Annotated in this window: 15 protein-coding genes; 4 read left to right on the plus strand and 11 right to left on the minus strand. The window is 54.1% G+C overall.

Annotated features, from left to right (window positions below):
- Window positions 1–2 precede the first annotated feature (2 nt).
- Window positions 3–773 (plus strand): hypothetical protein, encoded by a 771-nt coding sequence (locus C5523_RS15200; protein ID WP_108701431.1) that lies wholly within the window; start codon window positions 3–5, stop codon window positions 771–773.
- Here C5523_RS15200 and C5523_RS15205 read toward each other — a convergent pair.
- From C5523_RS15205 to gcvA, 4 genes are all read right to left on the minus strand, one after another.
- Complete coding sequence (locus tag C5523_RS15205) at window positions 768–1,517, minus strand: phage antirepressor KilAC domain-containing protein (RefSeq protein ID WP_039079303.1); 750 nt, start codon at window positions 1,515–1,517, stop codon at window positions 768–770. The two genes, C5523_RS15200 and C5523_RS15205, sit on opposite strands and share 6 nt — an antisense overlap.
- 278 nt (window positions 1,518–1,795) lie before the next feature.
- Window positions 1,796–2,686, minus strand: a complete 891-nt coding sequence (locus C5523_RS15210; RefSeq protein WP_108701432.1) for an oxidoreductase — start codon at window positions 2,684–2,686, stop codon at window positions 1,796–1,798.
- Window positions 2,687–2,706: 20 nt separating this feature from the next.
- A complete protein-coding gene (locus C5523_RS15215; protein WP_108701433.1) occupies window positions 2,707–3,534 on the minus strand; it encodes a DMT family transporter in 828 nt (275 codons plus the stop codon).
- 75 nt (window positions 3,535–3,609) lie between these two features.
- A complete protein-coding gene (gene gcvA, locus C5523_RS15220) occupies window positions 3,610–4,515 on the minus strand; it encodes a transcriptional regulator GcvA (RefSeq protein ID WP_107223292.1) in 906 nt (301 codons plus the stop codon).
- A gap of 23 nt (window positions 4,516–4,538) precedes the next feature.
- Here gcvA and C5523_RS27440 point away from each other — a divergent pair, with 23 nt between their 5' ends.
- Entirely contained in the window at window positions 4,539–4,712 is a 174-nt protein-coding gene (locus C5523_RS27440; protein ID WP_158276522.1) for a hypothetical protein, read from the plus strand.
- Here C5523_RS27440 and C5523_RS15225 read toward each other — a convergent pair.
- The 3 genes from C5523_RS15225 to C5523_RS15235 form a co-directional block, all read right to left on the minus strand.
- Window positions 4,679–5,245: a GNAT family N-acetyltransferase gene (locus C5523_RS15225; RefSeq protein WP_108701434.1), complete on the minus strand. Its 567-nt coding sequence runs from the start codon at window positions 5,243–5,245 to the stop codon at window positions 4,679–4,681. The two genes, C5523_RS27440 and C5523_RS15225, sit on opposite strands and share 34 nt — an antisense overlap.
- A gap of 95 nt (window positions 5,246–5,340) precedes the next feature.
- Window positions 5,341–5,796, minus strand: coding sequence for a VOC family protein (locus C5523_RS15230; protein WP_108702331.1), 456 nt, complete (start codon window positions 5,794–5,796; stop codon window positions 5,341–5,343).
- 156 nt (window positions 5,797–5,952) lie between these two features.
- Window positions 5,953–6,864, minus strand: a complete 912-nt coding sequence (locus tag C5523_RS15235) for a LysR substrate-binding domain-containing protein (RefSeq protein ID WP_108701435.1) — start codon at window positions 6,862–6,864, stop codon at window positions 5,953–5,955.
- Between the two features lie 246 nt (window positions 6,865–7,110).
- Between C5523_RS15235 and C5523_RS15240 the strand changes: the two genes are divergently transcribed.
- Window positions 7,111–7,959 (plus strand): MBL fold metallo-hydrolase, encoded by an 849-nt coding sequence (locus tag C5523_RS15240; protein ID WP_108701436.1) that lies wholly within the window; start codon window positions 7,111–7,113, stop codon window positions 7,957–7,959.
- A 116-nt stretch (window positions 7,960–8,075) separates the two neighbouring features.
- Here the strand turns inward: C5523_RS15240 and C5523_RS15245 are convergent, their stop codons facing one another.
- Window positions 8,076–9,989: a methyl-accepting chemotaxis protein gene (locus C5523_RS15245; protein WP_108701437.1), complete on the minus strand. Its 1,914-nt coding sequence runs from the start codon at window positions 9,987–9,989 to the stop codon at window positions 8,076–8,078.
- A gap of 598 nt (window positions 9,990–10,587) precedes the next feature.
- Window positions 10,588–11,394, minus strand: coding sequence for an SDR family NAD(P)-dependent oxidoreductase (locus C5523_RS15250; RefSeq protein WP_108701438.1), 807 nt, complete (start codon window positions 11,392–11,394; stop codon window positions 10,588–10,590).
- A 170-nt stretch (window positions 11,395–11,564) separates the two neighbouring features.
- Here C5523_RS15250 and C5523_RS15255 point away from each other — a divergent pair, with 170 nt between their 5' ends.
- Window positions 11,565–12,731, plus strand: a complete 1,167-nt coding sequence (locus C5523_RS15255; protein WP_108701439.1) for an MFS transporter — start codon at window positions 11,565–11,567, stop codon at window positions 12,729–12,731.
- Here C5523_RS15255 and C5523_RS15260 read toward each other — a convergent pair.
- Both C5523_RS15260 and C5523_RS15265 read right to left on the minus strand, forming a co-directional pair.
- Window positions 12,728–15,475 carry a winged helix-turn-helix domain-containing protein gene (locus C5523_RS15260; protein WP_108701440.1) on the minus strand — a complete coding sequence of 916 codons (2,748 nt, stop codon included), beginning with the start codon at window positions 15,473–15,475 and terminating at the stop codon, window positions 12,728–12,730. The two genes, C5523_RS15255 and C5523_RS15260, sit on opposite strands and share 4 nt — an antisense overlap.
- Window positions 15,476–15,663: 188 nt before the next feature.
- On the minus strand, window positions 15,664–16,680 hold the full coding sequence (locus C5523_RS15265) for an NADP-dependent oxidoreductase (protein ID WP_172960927.1): 1,017 nt from the start codon (window positions 16,678–16,680) through the stop codon (window positions 15,664–15,666).
- Between the last annotated feature and the right edge of the window lie 16 nt (window positions 16,681–16,696).

Here is a 16,696-nt window from a genome sequence, read left to right on the forward strand (position 1 = left end):
GGATGGGCACAGCGATTTTTATGGTTTTGATGGTCTGTGGTTACTGGTACAGCTCCCATGACCTCTCCACCCGTTTCAAATTCAAACGTAGCTTTGGCTGGGATGTCTATTTCCTTGTCGCCCTGTATGGCTGCGTGTTTGTTTTGCAGGGTATGCTGGCTACCGCCGTTTTATGGCTGGCGCTGTTGACAGGCTCACTCGTCACCAATGCATTGCCCGCTATTTTTGGCCCGGAATATCACCACTGGCATATGACGTTTATGAACTGGACCTTTTTAGGCATCCAGGCACCGGTAGTCATTATGCTGGCCTTCGCCGTCATTTTTTGTTTGTGGCGTTCTAACTGGTCGCCAACCGCCCGCCTTGATACCAGCGGGCGCAGGGAGTTGTATAAGCATTTGTCCCGCGCCAACGGCGTTGAGGGGCTGGTTTATCAGTGTATGGAGAAAGGCGATCTCGCCTGGATAACCCTGACATCGCAGCGCATCTATATTGGCATGATCCACACCGCCACCTTCGACAGCGCGGATGCCAATAACATTGTGCTGATCCCGATGCTGAGCGGTTATCGTGACCGCGAAACCCTGGACCTGCACGTTGAGCACAACTACAGCGCATGGTACGACGCCCATGATATCGACGTGCGTGCGGCGGTAGATTTCCGCAAAGTCCTGCTTCTGTCGCAGGTGGAAAGCTTGTCGCTATTCCACCCGGCGCAGGTCATGGCGATGGGCATTCACAAAAGCACGGACACCCCGGCGCAGCATTTATAGCCAGTTGCGGCCTGGCGCGCTGGGTTCAGTACGTTCAGGCGGGCGCAGATCTATCTGACGTGAGGCAAGATGCCCGGCCCACAGCCCGGCAATCCACTTCACGCCCCGCGCGGTAAAGCGCGCCTGTGACCAGGTGCGCTGGTTTTCACCGACGCCATCGTGCACCGTAAAATAGCCCGCCTGGCTATACTGCTTCGCCGGCAGTAACGTCCCGCTGACGCGCTGCATGATATTGCGCTCCAGCAAAAACTGACGAAACTCGGGCTCTTTTGCCTTGAGCATTTTACAAAGCTGGCGGAAACCCAGCGACTCATCGACGTTGACGAACCAGTCAAAAAACTCAGCCTTTGGCAGTGTCAGCGCGAGCTGCGCTTCTGCCTGCTGACGCTTTTCATACTGTTCGGCCCAGGCGTGAGCCGCCGCCGCAGGGTTGGTGAAGTCCGGCAGATTCATGGTTTGCTCGCGCTCTTGCCATTTGTCCAGGATATCGGCGGTAAAGCCGGGTGAGATACGCGCCACGGTCAACACGGAATCCCGCTTGTTAAGCAGGAACTCCTGACGCATCTCCCCTTCCCGTTCATAGAGCTGCATCTGTACCGGTTGCGACAAACGCTGCGTTGTCTCGAGGCTTTTGACCATGCGTTTGACTTCGTTGTGGGCTATCCCTGTCAGCTTTGCGATTTCACGGCTGCTCATCCTCGGCGACCGATCGTTCAAATTGAGAGTGTCCAAAGGAATCACCATAGCGTTCACCACTTATGCTAAAAAACAACCAACTTGCAGAATTAGTATACAATTACCTGGTTAAATATCCAGTACAATTTTAAAGGAAAAGGATAGTTTTTGGGGAAGGCGATAACGTCTGTCTGTGCAGGTTAGTTCTGCTGCCCTTGCGGGTCGCAGCAGCGGGATGGATTATGCGCCGTTTAGCTCACGCAAAGGATGCGCGGCCAGGCCGTCTTCGGGGAAGACGGCTTAAAAGAGGCGGCGCTCGCAGAGGTCAATCATCAATCCGGCGCGGATCAGCCCGGCCCTTCGCTGCCCGCCGCCAGCAGAGGGACCAGCACATCGCTGATGGGAACGGGAATACCGTGAAGGTGACCATAGCGCTGTATGACGCCGTTGCGAATATCCCACTCCATTGGCCGGTTAGCCTGACGGTCAGCAAGAATCGAGGTTCCTAAATCGGCTGGCGCGCGTTTAAAACCCGCCAGAATCTCCTGCGCGACCGCGTCGTCCAGCTCCGCCCCCTCGGCCCTGGCAACAGACAGGCATTCGCGCAAATACGCCAGCGTCAGTTCACTGATATCTTCGCGGGAGAACATTCCGGCGCGGCGATTGGCAAGGACCATCAAACCGGCCGCCGCATTTTGCAACAATTTACGCCAGGCGACAGAGGGGAAATCCGCCGACAGCTCAACCGCGCAGCGCGTCCCCTGCAAGGCCTCCACGACCCGTTTTGCCTGTGGGACATCCGGCAGCGTCAGTCGCGGGCTGGCACGCAGCCAGACGGAGTCATCCGCTTCACGCTGCGCCGGGAACCAGACCACTGAGGGCAGTACCGTTGCGCCATTGACCCAGGGCGCAAGCTGTTTTTTTTGTTCCACGCCGTTTTGCAGCGCACAGACCACCGTATTTTCATCACATAACGCGCTCAGCCAGCCTGCGCTGTCAGCGTTCTGGGTTGTTTTTACCGCCACAAAAACCAGATCGCAGGGATGATCGATCTTCGTCGGATCGGTCAATACCGGCCCCGGCACCACAATTTCACCCTCATCGTGACGCAACACTAACTTCGGATGCGCAGTACGTCCGCAAAGTCGCGGCGCGCGGCCAGCTTCATGCAACACGGCAGCAATGGTTGTGCCGATTGCACCGGGGCCAATTAGCGCGATGGACGGATTTTCTGACATCGTTGATTCTCCTGATTCACTTAGCCCATGATCAGTGTGCCGGTGACAATCACCACGCACGCCAGTAGTTTTCTAAACGTCAACGCTTCGCCGAAAAACAGGTAACCGAGCACCGCCACAAACAGCACGCTGGTTTCACGCAGCGCGGAAACGGCGCCCATCGGTGAGGCGGCCATGGCAAAAATAATGATGCCGTAAGCCAGCAGTGATACCAGCCCGCCTGCCGCCGCACTCAGCAAGCCTGGCTGCCAGCGAAGCAAACTTTTGCTATCACGCAGGATGATATAAAGCACCGGCATCAGCAGCCCCCAGAGCATGCTCATCCACACGGTATAAGAGAGCGCATTGCCGGAAAGCCGTACCCCCATACCATCAGCCACGCTGTAGGCGGCGATAAAAACCCCGGTCGCCAGGGCCTGTTTCACCCCCGGCATTGCCAGCCGACGCTGTCTGAATGCCAGCATCAGGATCCCGGACGAAACGAGTACGATGCCGCCAAGGGTATGAAAGGCGATTTTTTCACCGGCGAACAGCGCCGCCGCGCAGGTGATCAGCAGCGGCGAAGAGCCTCGTGCAACCGGGTAGGTTTGGCTTAGCTCGCCACTCTGATAACTGCGTACCAGACACCAGTTATAGCCCACATGCAGCAGCGCGGACAGCAGCGCATACGTCCAGCTTGCGCGAGCGGGTAGCGGCAGAAACAGGGCAGCGGCTGCGCTTGCCAGCGCAATGGCAACGCACATGATGGTCATCGACCATAGCCTGTCTGCGCCCCCGTGTAAGAGCGCGTTCCAGGTGGCATGCAGCAAGGCTGCAAATAGCGTCAGCGAAATCATCGTTACAGGCATGCATTGATGCTAAACAGCCCTGACCACGATGAACAGTGAAGTGTTGTCATCCCGCCATGAATAAATACTCATACTTTAACGATACCGCCGCTGCGCCTGCAGTGACTCATCCAGTAACCAGTGGCGGAATTTCACAACATGCGACTGGGTTTCAATCCCCTGCGGGCAGACAAAGTAATAGGCGGCCGGTGAAGGAAACCGGATATCAAAAAGCCGTGTCAGCGTCCCCTCGGCAATCTCTTTTTCCACATGTCCGCTGCGCGCCAGCGCAATACCCTGCCCGAGAAGCGCGGCTTCAATCGTCATATTGGTATCCGCGAAGCGCACGCTCTCATGCAGGACGTTGATATTAACGCCGGTTTGCTCAAACCAGGCGTCCCATTTTGGCACCAGGTCAGCGCCGTCACGCGTTAGCAGCGGGTAGCGCAGCAGTTCGGCGGGTTCAGCAGGCGTACCAAAACGCTGCAAAAGTGACGGGCTGGCGACCGGAAAAATCTGCTCGCGAAACAAAAACTCGGTAAAGAGCCCAGGATAGTTACCATGACCAAAGCGAATGGCCACATCGGACTCGCTCCCCGCAAAATTGATGGCTTTATCGGAACTGTCCAGCGACACCAGAATCTCCGGATGTAACCGCGCCAGGGCGGGCAGGCGCGGCAACAGCCATTTCAGCGCAAACGAATAGGTGGTGTTGACACGCAATCTTACCCGACCATTTTGTTCACGCAGATCGGCAAGGGTCGTATCCAGTTTGCTGAAAAATTCGCGCACCAGCGGCGCGAGCGCTGCACCGGCAGGCGTCAGGCTCAGGGTTTTACCGCGCTGAAAAAGTTGCAACCCCCAGAGTTCCTCAAGGTTTTTTAGCTGATGGCTGACGGCGCTTTGGGTAATGAAAAGTTCTTCGGCGGCAGAGGTAAAGGTGGCATGGCGCGTGGCGACCTCAAACGCGCGCAAGGTGGCAGTGGGTGGAAGATTACGCATGCTTTTCGCCCTGTTAATGAGTAATGGCTCATATGACCATAGCGGCGCATCTCTGTGCCAGAGAAATAACAGGCCCGCAACCCAGCGCGCCGGTAAGCAGGGTGCCCGGCAACGAACTGGCATCGAAGACGCGTGCCGGGCAAAATGATGATGCGGCGATGATTTACACGGACGATGCAGCAGAAGCCTGGCTATAGTCGCTCTTTAACAGCGCATAGAGATACTCATCACCCCACGCGCCTTTAAAGAAAATATTCTGCTGGTAATGTGCTTCGCGGCGGAAGCCGAGTTTTTCCAGCAGGTTCACAGCCGCTGTGTTGCGGGTATCAACAACCGCGGTGAGCCGGTGCTTTGCAAAATCATTAAACAGCATCGCGATGAGAGCCCCCATTGCCTCCCTGGCAAAACCTTGCTTCTGATACGCCACATCAAAGGTCATACCCAGTTCAACCTGTCTTCCCTCATCAAAGAAATGAATGCCGATATCGCCGATAAGCGCCCCCACGTCCAGCCGCTCAACGGCCAGTTGATACCAGGTCCCCTCGCTGTTGAACGCCAGCGAACACTGCTGCGCATATAATGTCTGCGCATCATGCTCAGTGTAATGAACCCAGCTTTGAAACCGGGCGACCTCGGGCAGGCTGCGGTAGCGCGCAAGCTGCGGCAAATCAGCGGGTGTCAGTTTGCGCAATAATAATCGCGGGGTGAGTAGCGGCAACGCCTGTGTCATGGATCCTCTCTTATCGTTAATCATCCGGGCGATGGGCCGCATCGATATGTTGCAAGCCCCGCAAACGAAAATCTGCGAGGCGGTACGCTCTGTGTTTATCGTTCCTGCGTTTGGGCGCCACGGTCTACAGAGGCGATCGCTTCAAGCCCAACACGTTGGCCGAATGACAGTTCTAACGTATTACCGTCCGGGTCGGCAAAAAACACATAGTAACCGACGGGGTCACCCAAGTTTTCCGGCGCTTTTCTTAATACGCCTTCCGCGATGGCCATCTCGGTTTTGCGGTCAATCTCTTCGCGGGTTGCACAGGCAACGCCAAGGTGACCAAAATGGCCCAGCGGCGTATCCGTTACGGTGTCCGCCTGAACCAGCACCAGCGCAAACGGGCGGGTATGATCGCTTAACCACGCGACTTTGCGCGCATCCGGAATGCCGGGTTCGCGCTGATGTACGACCTCCATGCCTGCATAGCGGCGATAGAACGCAATACTTTTCTCCAGGTCCCTGACCATAAAAGCAACATGGGTGAATCCAACATCAATATCTTTCATATCCAGAATAACTCCCTCTTGGTCCGTGGCAGCCATCATAAAAGCTCAAGTTAACTTGAGGTCAACAGCAGGCTACCCGCACCCGATCCCTAATATTTGTAGTGTCACAATCTTAAGAGAGCGGGCCTGTACGCTTTCTGACAGAGACTTTTGCTGTTAAAGCTTTTTCGCCAAAGCTTCTGGATGGGGCGCTATTTCGGCAAGTAACCAGCGCTCGAAATCCTCTAATGCGGCGCTATTCGCTCCCGTTTCGCTCGGTTTGACTAAACAGAAGCGTTTGCTGAGGGTTGCGGATTCGGGCCAGGGTGAAACCAGCAGGCCACGCTTCAACTCATTTTCGACATACATCCTCGGCACCAGCGCCACGCCCTGCCTTGCCATCACGGCGGCTATTGCCATTTCGTGCAGATCGTAGCGAACCCCCTGCCCTGGGTTATCCAGGTGTATCCCCTTTTCCCGGGCATACAGATGCCACGCCTCGGGATTTTGCCGTCGGTGAATGCGCGGCAGTGCGTTTAACTGTTCAAAAATATCCTGTTGCGATAACAGCGAAGGGTGACACACCGGAACCAGCGTTTCCTGAAACAGAAACTGCGTGCGCATACCGGCCCACGCGGGATGTTCAAAATGAACCACGGCGTCAAAGCCGCTTCCGGTGAGAATAAACGGGTCGGTGCTGGCGGCAATATTTAAGGTTATGTCCGGGTACAACGACATGAAGCTATGCAGACGGGGGATCAGCCATCGGCTGGAAAAGGTCGGCAGGACGGCAATATCCAGACTTTTGCCCCCCTCGGGTAACCCCATGATGTACTGGGTATCTCTTTCGAGCCGCTCCAGCGTTTCGTGAACATGCCGGGCATAACGTGCTCCGGCAGGGTTAAGCTTTACGCGGCTTCCTGTCCGGTCAAACAGTTTGCAGTTGAGCAGCGATTCAAGGCGCGCTATCTGGCGGCTGATGGCCCCTTCCGTCAGTGAGAGTTCCTCGGCGGCCCTGGCAAAGTTGCCGTGTCGTGCGGCGGCATCAAAGGCCTGCAGGGAAGTGCTACTGGGTATTTTTCTGCGCATAAAAAGAGCTCTCTTTCGCAACTGACCATGCCATTTAGTGAGTAAATATCACTAACAGGTGAAATATTATCGATTTCCAGGCCACAAAACACCCTATAGCATGAGTAAAAATCATTAAGCAGAGTGAGTGGTTGTCTGCGGTTACTCATGCGGAGGCAGGACAATGTTGTATTTCGTGGAGTGCTCATATACCGATCCAAAGAGCGAGCAAGAGTGGAATGAATTTTATCCTCAGGAGAGATACCGATGAACGCGCCCTTCTTCCCAACATGCCAGATTGGCGATTTTCAGGTAACGGCGCTGAGTGATGGCGATATGTCTGTCAGCCTGGATTTATTGTCAGGCATTGCAGCAGCGGATGCCGCAGCCATTCAGCGCCAGGCCGGAATGACTGAGCCCGGCAATATCCATATCAACGGCTATCTTATTCGCGGCCGGGGGCGAACCATGCTGGTTGATGCCGGTACAGGCGGGTTGAACAACGCGGGGGGCCAGCTCAAAGCCAGGCTTGCGGCTAGCGGCGTCAATCATAACGATGTGGACAGCGTATTACTGACACACTGCCATCCGGACCACATTGGCGGCCTGCTTGATGCCGAAGGACGGCCTGTATTTGAACATGCGAAACTCTTTTTGCATCCTCTCGAAGCGAGTCACTGGCGCGATGATGGCAAATTAAAAAAGGCGAGTGCACACGGCCAGCGTAATTTCCGTCTGGCCAGACAAACGCTGGATGCCTATGCAGAGAATGTGCGTTTTTTTAGCGCAGACAATATCATAAAGGGCATTACCCCGGTCTGGTTACCGGGTCATACGCCGGGGCATTGCGGGTTTCGCATTGACGCGCATGAAAGAAGCCTGCTGATATGGGGCGACATTGTCCATTATCCGCATATTCAGACGGCACAGCCCGCCGTGACGATTTTGTTTGATGCCGACCCCGCACAGGCCGAAGACACGCGCAAAAGAATCCTCGCACAAGCCGTGCGTGAAAATCTGCTTATTGCGGGCATGCATCTGGGACCGAGGGGGTTTGCGAACATTGTCAGAAATGATACTGGCTACGCTATTGCGTGGCCCGACGAGCTGAGATGAATTCCGGCTGTGTGTTCAGACGCACCGGTTAAGTGCCCGGCGTTTTCCGGGCCTCTCGTGGTGTGTTAAGCCGTGCCCTCTTCGCTCAAGAGGGCACCGTTTTTTTGGGCTGGTAATCAGAACGATTCCCAGTCAGAACCGTTCGCTGTTGACGCTGCGGGTCGCAGGCTAACCTTAGCGCGCGCTGCCGCTGGGGCGTATTTCGGCTTAGCCGTTTCTGAATTCAGTTTGAACACGGAAACCAGTTGCGCCAGTTGTTCGGCCTGTTGTTCCAGTGATAATGACGCCGCAGACGACTCCTGAACTAGCGCCGCATTCTGCTGGGTTGTGGAATCGAGCTCCGTTACCGCTTTACCAATCTGATCGATACCCCTGCTCTGCTCTTCCGAGGCGCTGGAGATTTCGTTCATGATCCCACTCACATTGGTGACCGAGGAGACAATCTGCTCCATGGTGGTACCGGCTTTGTTCGCCATTTCTGAGCCGGTCGTCACGCGTTGTACCGACTCTTTTATCAATCCTTCGATCTCTTTGGCAGCCTGGGCGCTACGTTGGGCAAGGCTTCTTACTTCACCCGCCACCACCGCGAAACCGCGCCCTTGCTCACCGGCGCGCGCCGCCTCAACGGCTGCGTTAAGCGCAAGAATGTTGGTCTGGAACGAAATACCATTTATTACACTGATAATGTCGGTAATTTTGTTGGAGCTTTCGGTAATGGTTTCCATGGTGCTGACCACGTCCCAGACAATTTTGCCACCGGAACGCGCATGCTCTGCCGCCACGCCTGCAAGCTGGCTGGCCTCACGCGCATTGTCTGCGTTGCGCTTAACCGTTGAGGTCAACTCTTCCATACTCGCCGCCGTTTCGACTACCGCGGCTGACTGCTCTTCGGTGCGGGAGGCAAGGTCAGTGTTGCCTGCGGAGATGTCCGACGAGGCGTTCGCCACGTGAATGACCGACTCTTTAATTTGGGTGATCATGTCACGAAGCTTGTCGTTCATGACGCCCATTGCCATTGTCAGGCGGCCCAGTTCATCGGTTGACTGCGGCTCAATGATCGCGGTCAGGTCGCCTTCGGCAATACGTTCCGCCAGTGTCAGGTTGTGTTTAATCTGGCGGGTCATCTGGCGGGTAAGCAGCCAGGCAACCAGTAACCCTGTCAGCACTGCGCACACGGCGACGATGCCCATAATGATCATCACACGTTGAATAATATCGATATTTTTCTGAGTCTGACCAGTTACCAAATCATTCGTAATAGTATTAATTTTTTCTGCAACGCCGGTGAGCGCTGTCGCGGCACTCTGCGACTCTTTCTGGGCATTAGCATAAGCGGCAACATTATCCTGCATTCCGCTCAGGAATGCCTGAGCCATCTCTTTATCTTCGGCTGTAAAAGTGACATTTTCGGAATGGAGAATCTTCATCGCCTCATCGTATTGAGCCTTAAAGATATCCATCCCCAATTTTCCGGCAGATGACTGAATTTCATAAGCGGCCGCCCAGGTGTTATTGAGGTGATTGAGCAACGCGACTTCATCTTTTGAAATGGTTTCCTGCTGCTCAAGGCGGGTACTGAATTTATCGAGCAGGGTTTTGAGAGCAGGAGAGGTTAAATTCTGCGATTTTTCGACCGTCACCTGTTCGAGTTTAACGAACGTATCACGGTGGGTGGCATAGTCAGGAATAGTACTGCGCAATTCATCAAACAAAACACGGGCATCGCTGTCCCAGGTAAAGTCGAGACCCGTAATCGCTTTTTGATCCATCTTATCAATGGCGACTCTATTCGCCTGCAGTGATTTTTCATCATGGTTTAATTGATAAGTCAAACGGTTACGTCGCGCCGTATTGAGCTCGGTGCTGATTTCACTGATTAATTTGCCCTTTAAGGCATGCTCACGGATACTCGCGGACTGTTGAATGCTGATAAGTGAGGACAGAACAATAATAACGATTAAAACTGCAAACCCGCCAAAAAGTTTGGCAGCCACAGGCAGATTTTTTATTGACGGTAACAGCTTTGACATAGACGTATCCTCAGTGTTCTTTTTTAATATTTAAAAAATAGTTTCATTTTTACTTCTTATTCGATTGCGGTTTTTCATTTCTTTTTGAGGAGTCACAAAAAGTGGGCTATCACGTTACTTATCGTCAATTACGCAATTTAATTTAATAAAAAAATCAAAAAAAAGATCTGCGGAAAATATATCCTAAGAAAATTAAGATTGTTGCATAAATAATGTGAACGGCCCAGCATATTACGGTGTTCTTACCGTGATAATCATAAGCCTGCAAAGTTATTTATGACCAACTGCTACGCTGTGGAATTAAAAGATATAATATATTTCGCTAACGATGTATATTGCGAGGATGACTGTTCGGCATGTTATTAATTATCATTACTCAGGCTTTTTGCTGATCACTATCGAAAATGTTTATCGTGCCAGTCATGCACGAGAAGCGTCTGAGATTGTAGCCATATTTAAAACCACATACTGTCTCAGCTATTTCCAGCGCTGGTTTTAATCCTCAGCCATTTTCTTTATTCACGCTGCACTGACTGCTCCCCATCCGGCTGACGAACCACCCCGGCTTTGCGGTGCGGTTCAGCCAACCGTGGAAAAATCACATAAATCGCTCTGCCCCGCCTGACGCTTCAATTGTCTGGCCGGTAACAAACTGATTTCTGTCTGAAAGCAGGAAAGCCGTAATTGCCGCAATATCCTCAGGAAGCCCAAAGCGCCCCACCGGGGTTTTCTCTTTACCCAGCAGTGCCATCACCTCGTCGTCCGTTTTTTCAGCCAGTTCAGGGCGACGATGGCGGACATTCGGCAGCATATTCTGCGCCCAGTTATCGGTCGCGACAGCGCCCACACCAATAGCATTGACCAGGATACCATCCGGCGCCACGCTCAACGCTAAGCTCCGGGTCAGATTGTTAATTGCCGCACTCAGGGCGTGTGGGACGGTAAGTTGTGGGTTTGGATAGATGCCGCCGATAGAAGAAATATTAACAATGCGCCCCCAGTTTCGCTTCTGCATGCCGGGAATAACCGCCTTACAAAAGCGCCGCATGGCAGAGAATTTGGTCTCCGTCATTAATTGCCAGTCCTCTTCTGACGTGGTGAGTAGAGTACCCGCATGCGCTCTTCCGGCATTATTGACCAGTAAATCAATTCCCTGAAAAACCGTTTCTGCGTGCTCAACCACCCGTGCCGGGAGGTGGGGATCGGTCACATCCCCGGCAACAGGCAGCGCCGAAACACCATATTTATCGGCAATCTTCTTCGCGGCCAGGATCAGGGCAGACTCTTGTCTGGATACCATGACTAAATGCGCCCCGTTTGCCGCCAGTTCTTCGCAAATGCTAAAACCAATGCCGGTTCGGGCTCCGGTGACCAGCGCCACTTTTCCTGTCAGTTTTAAATCCATGTCTTGTTCCTCATAGTAAACACAATGACCAGATGAAGAATATGAGTAACAAATAATGCATTCAGGGGCTTGCGCAGCAGAATTCAGACGTCTGAAAAAAACGCGCAAAGCGTTAAGCATCACCCCTTCTTATACTGCGGCAACATTTTATTCCGGGTGAGGAGCGGTCAATGCAGACCCACAACCACGCGCTTTCTTCTGCCAGGATCCTGATGCTGGCTATTATTTGCTGTATCGTAGTAGCGAATATTTATTTTAATCAATCCGTTCTGAATTTGATTGCGGGCGCATTTCCCAATGAACGGAATGCGGTTTCTTTGATCCCCATGGCGACCCAGTTAGGTTATGCGGCGGGGTTATTCTTTCTCATCCCATTAGGCGATTATATTGAACGTCAGCGGCTGATCCTGCGCCAGGCCCAGGTGCTTTTCCTGGCGCTGCTCGGCATGATGTTATCCCCAACGGCGACCGTGCTGGTGTTTTTCTCTTTTATTACAGGCGTGTCCGCAACCGTGGCCCAACAAATCGTGCCGCTGGCCGCCTCTCTCGCCGGGCCGTCATCCCGGGGTAAAACCGTGGGTACCGTGATGAGCGGCGTTCTCGCCGGTATCCTTGCCGGGCGGGCGATTGGCGGTCTCATCGGTCAGTATTTCGACTGGCGGGGTGTCTTTTTGTTCGGCGCGCTCATGACGCTACTGGCCGTCGTTTTTATCGTGCGCATTTTGCCTTCGCAGTCGTTGCCTGCGCCAACATTTAACTATCTGCCGGTATTGCGTTCACTCGGGCAACTGTGGAAAAGCGAACCGCAGGTGCGCAAGGCAACGCTGACACAAGCCATGCTGTTTGCCTCCTTCAGCGTGCTGTGGACCGTACTCCCATTCTGGTTAGCCCATCGCTACGATTACGGCGCGGGGGTAACCGGAACACTGGCGGCGCTGGGGTTAATCGGCATTCTGTGTGCCCCTCTGGCGGGGAGTTTCAGCGATCGTCAGGGCCCCTTCCGGATGGTGATGTTGGGCGTCATTCTCATGCTGCTGGCCTGGATTGTTTTTTGGGGCTGGAACAGTATGGCGGGGATGGTGGTGGGCATTCTGTTACTGGATGCGGGCGAACAATGTGTACTGATAGCGAACCAGCACACCATTTACGCGTTGCGCCCGGATGCCAGAAACCGTCTGAACACCCTCTTTATGTGCGTTATGTTTATTGGTGGCGCCTGTGGTTCCCTGACAGCCACCGGGTTATGGCAGGCAACGCAGAGCTGGACGCTGATTTCTGCGGCGGGGGCCGCTCTCGTACTCAGCGGGATGCTCATTGCCGTGAGACGTAAAGATTAGCGCCCTATTCGGGCAAACAGGGCCAGCGCATTTCTTACCTCTGTCGCCCGGTGTGAACCATCAACATCGTTTAAAGCGTTCCGAATTAACTGCTTTGCTGCCCCGTTTTCCCCGGCTTCGGCCTGAACGGTTGCCAGTGAACAGGCAATACGCAGAGCCCAGCCGTGGGCCTGCTGCTGACGCGCTTTATCCAACGCTTGTGTCAGCAATAAACGTCGCTCCTGGGCTGGTGATTGCGTGGCGCAAAGACGCATCAGTTCTGGCGCGCACCAGTTGTCTGGCCCCTCGCTGGCGGCTTTCTGCGCCAGCGCGCCATCAATTTCTGACAATAAAGGGGAGTATTGCCAGTCTAATCCCGTCGCCCGCAGCGAACTGAACAGTGTGGTTTGACTGACATTGCTATGACTGAACTGTTGGGCCCAGACAAGAAACAGTTCGCCGTAGGTCTTCCAGAAATACAAATCATGTTTTTCTGCCAGTTGAACAAGCCAGTTCGCGGCCCTGACCACCCAACGTGGACGGCGTTCCAGCGCCGCTGTCATACAGGCGCCCTCGGCGAGCGCACAGCAAAGAGAACAGGCATGCTGCAAACGGGCGGCTTTTTTAACGCCGCGCAACGCCATCTGTTTTGCGGCCTTATACTCACCCTGAACCCAGAGTAAGCGAGACAGAAAAGCCATGCCGGCGGTCTCCTGATCGAGACCAAAACGAAAGGAGTGGCTCATACTTTCCTGCGCGTACCAGGCCAAAGATTGCAGCAGATAACCGCGGCCTTCGCTATGCTGACCTAAAAAATGCAGGGAGACACCGAGAATACGCAGCCCGGCGGCATGGGCTTCTGCATCATCGATGGATCGCGCCAGTTCGCACATAGACTGCGCATGTTCACGCGCTTTACCAGGAGCGCCCGTGCGCAGGCAATACAGCCATAACCCATAGTGCGCCTGTAAACGTATCTCTTTATCGTCGAGCTTTTCCGCCAGCGTCAGTGCGGTTTGCCAGGCCGAATAGGTTTCAGATGTCGGGCCTTTTGCCCAGGTCGATGCCTTACCTGCTGCGGCGCACAGATGCATTCTCTGATGTAACGTTAATACGACCCGCGCGTTATTTTCATAGAGCAGAGGGTAAATATGACGCTGACACTCATCATAGAGTGAGTATTCAATCCAGAACGGCGTCATCGCCTGTAAGATCGCAAGCCCTGTTGAGGGATCGCGCCCCTCAGTTAATGTTTGCTGTAAAACGCGGCGCAAATCATTAAGGATGGGACGATAGCGCTCCCGCCACTGCTCCGTTGGTAAGCTAAGCCAGTCCCTCTGCGCCTGTTCCACCAGCACGCTATTGTAATGAGCAAAATCGGCTGCAAGCGCAACATATTCATCCTGTTCGCGGAGCTTCGCGCAGGCGAACTGGCGCATGGTTTCCAGCAGGCGAAAACGCGTAACAGGCGCCTGGCTACTGACCTGAATCAGCGACAGAGACAACAAGCGCTGCAAATCGTCGATAACCTGCCAGCTATGGTTGTCTTTTGTTCGCAGAAAATCACTGACGGATTGCACGCTAAACGTGTCGGTAAAGATGCCCAGCATTCTGAATAATCGCTGCTCACGCGCGTTGAGTAACTGATAAGTCCACTCCAGCGTCGTCACTATTTTCTGATGTCTGGGCTCCAGCGAACGGTGGGTATTGCTCAATAACGGGAAGCGGTCCTCAAGCCGATGATAAATCTCACTCACACTCATAAAGGGCAGACGGGAGGCCGCAAGTTCAATAGCCAGGGGTAAGCCATCAAGATGACGGCATAATTCACCAATCAACACCAGTTCACGTGCTGAGGGTTGGAAATCATGCGCACTGGCCCGGACACGCTCAATAAAGAGACGGACGCTGGCAAAAGAGATTAACGTGGCGTTATCGGCGCCCTCTTCGTGCGGGACTTGCAACGGCGGGAGTAAATATTGTTGTTCACCAGCAACCTGGAGCGCCACCTGGCTGGTCAATAACAGTTTGATCCGGGGAGCCAGTCTCAGAAGCCGCGTCATCAGCGGTTCCAGTTCGCTCGTCACGTGCTCACAGTTATCAATAAGCAGCAAACACTGACGTCGCGCGAGCTGTTGGCGTAAATCGGCATCCTGTTCAAGACCGGCTAAGGGAAGATGTAACGCCTGAGAAATAACGGAGAGCACGCTGGATGCGTCGGTAACATGGGCCAGTTCCGCCACACAGACGCCATCGGGAAATTGCGGGTGCGCCTGGTTAACCACTTCCCACGCCAGACGCGTCTTACCCACGCCGCCAGGACCGGTTATCGTCACCAGAGGGCGCTGATTTAGCAGGGCACAGAGTTCCTGCACCGCCTGGTCGCGCCCTAAAATCGAGCTCAGAAAGGGGGTAGCAGGCGGAAGCGGTATTTCCGGGTCGGGAGATGCCTGCAACGGTACGTTCTTGATGTTAAAGCGGTAGCCACTGCCAAATTCAGTAACAAGGAGATGCCGGTCTCGCCCCAACAGGCGGCGAAGCGCTGAAATTTGCGCCTGAAGATTGTTCTCTTCGACGATTTCATTTCCCCACACCTGGGTCATGAGAGACGCTTTACTGACCGCTTTACCGTCGGCCCTTATCAGAACCACCAGAACATCAAATGCTCTGGCAGAAATTTTTACCGGCTTACCCCGGTGCAACAGAATCCTTAGCTGGGGCCAGAGTTGCCATTCAGCAAAGTGAATCTCATCGGTTGTTATCATAGTCTTGAGATCTTCTGTTTTTCACCATCACACACACTGTATGCCGGAAAAGCCATTTTTACCGCAAGGCGGCCAAGGCTATACAGAGACCCGGTATAGCCTGACCTGAACCGTTGATAAGTATAGAGTCATGCCCCTGTGGCGCATAGCCCTACGATGTATTCATTAACTCGCAAGGGGAGTCATTATCAGAGGTTTGTCAGCACAATTTTACCCTGAATCCCGCCCATCGCAGCACGCTGATGGGCAGCGCAGGCCTGGGCTAACGGATAGGTACTGTCAATAACCACCCGGACAAGGCCATTTTCCAGAAGACGTCCTGCTTCATTTAATTGCGCGCCGCTGGAGCGTACCTGGGTGGAAGAGACCGTAATCGCTTTTTGCGCGGCCTCGTCCCTTGCGGAAAAACCCAAAGGGTTAACCAGAAAAAGAGCCCCGCCTGGCTTTATACAACGCAGAAAGCGTTCCATATGCGCCCCGCCCACCGCATCGAGAACCAGATCCACATTGTTGACCACCTCCTCGGCTGCCGTTGTGGTGTAGTCGATAAATTCGTCGGCCCCCAGCTCACGCAACAGCGCCTCATGGTGCGAAGAGGCCACAGCGATAACCTTCGCCCCTTTCCAGCGGGCGATTTGCACGGCAAGGTGCCCCACGCCGCCGCCAGCGCCATTGACCAGCACCGTCCGGCCTTTTAATGGCTCGGCTTTATGAGGAAAAGGCTGGAAGGGATTAACCGCATCATGCCCTGTGTCGACAAGAAACTGCCAGGCGGTAAGTAGCGACATTGGCGCGGCGGCGGCCTCCACATGCCCAATCCCCTGGGGTTTGAGTGCCAGTTCGGATGCGGGCACACTGACATATTCTGCATAGGCGCCGCTGCCCGTCATCACCTTCTCAGGAAAACGCACCATCGAATAGACGTCATCTCCGGGGCGAAACGCAGTCACATTTTTACCGACGGCGGCAACGATGCCTGATACGTCAGTACCCAAAATAAGGGGAAAAACGGGATCGGGGCGCCATTCCGGTGGCAGTGTGCGAAAGCCATCGCGCAGATACCAGTCCGGCGGGTTAAGGCTGGCCGCCTGCATATGCACCAGGACATCGTCGTTGCCCACATGTGGTCTGGGTGCATCTTCATAAAGCAGGTTTTCTGGCCCGCCAAACGCATGGAGTTGTACTGCTTTCATCATCTCAGTCATCATCATCTCGCTCTAA

The sequence above is a fragment of the Phytobacter sp. SCO41 genome (assembly GCF_003073275.1).
GTDB classification, from domain to species: domain Bacteria; phylum Pseudomonadota; class Gammaproteobacteria; order Enterobacterales; family Enterobacteriaceae; genus Phytobacter; species Phytobacter diazotrophicus.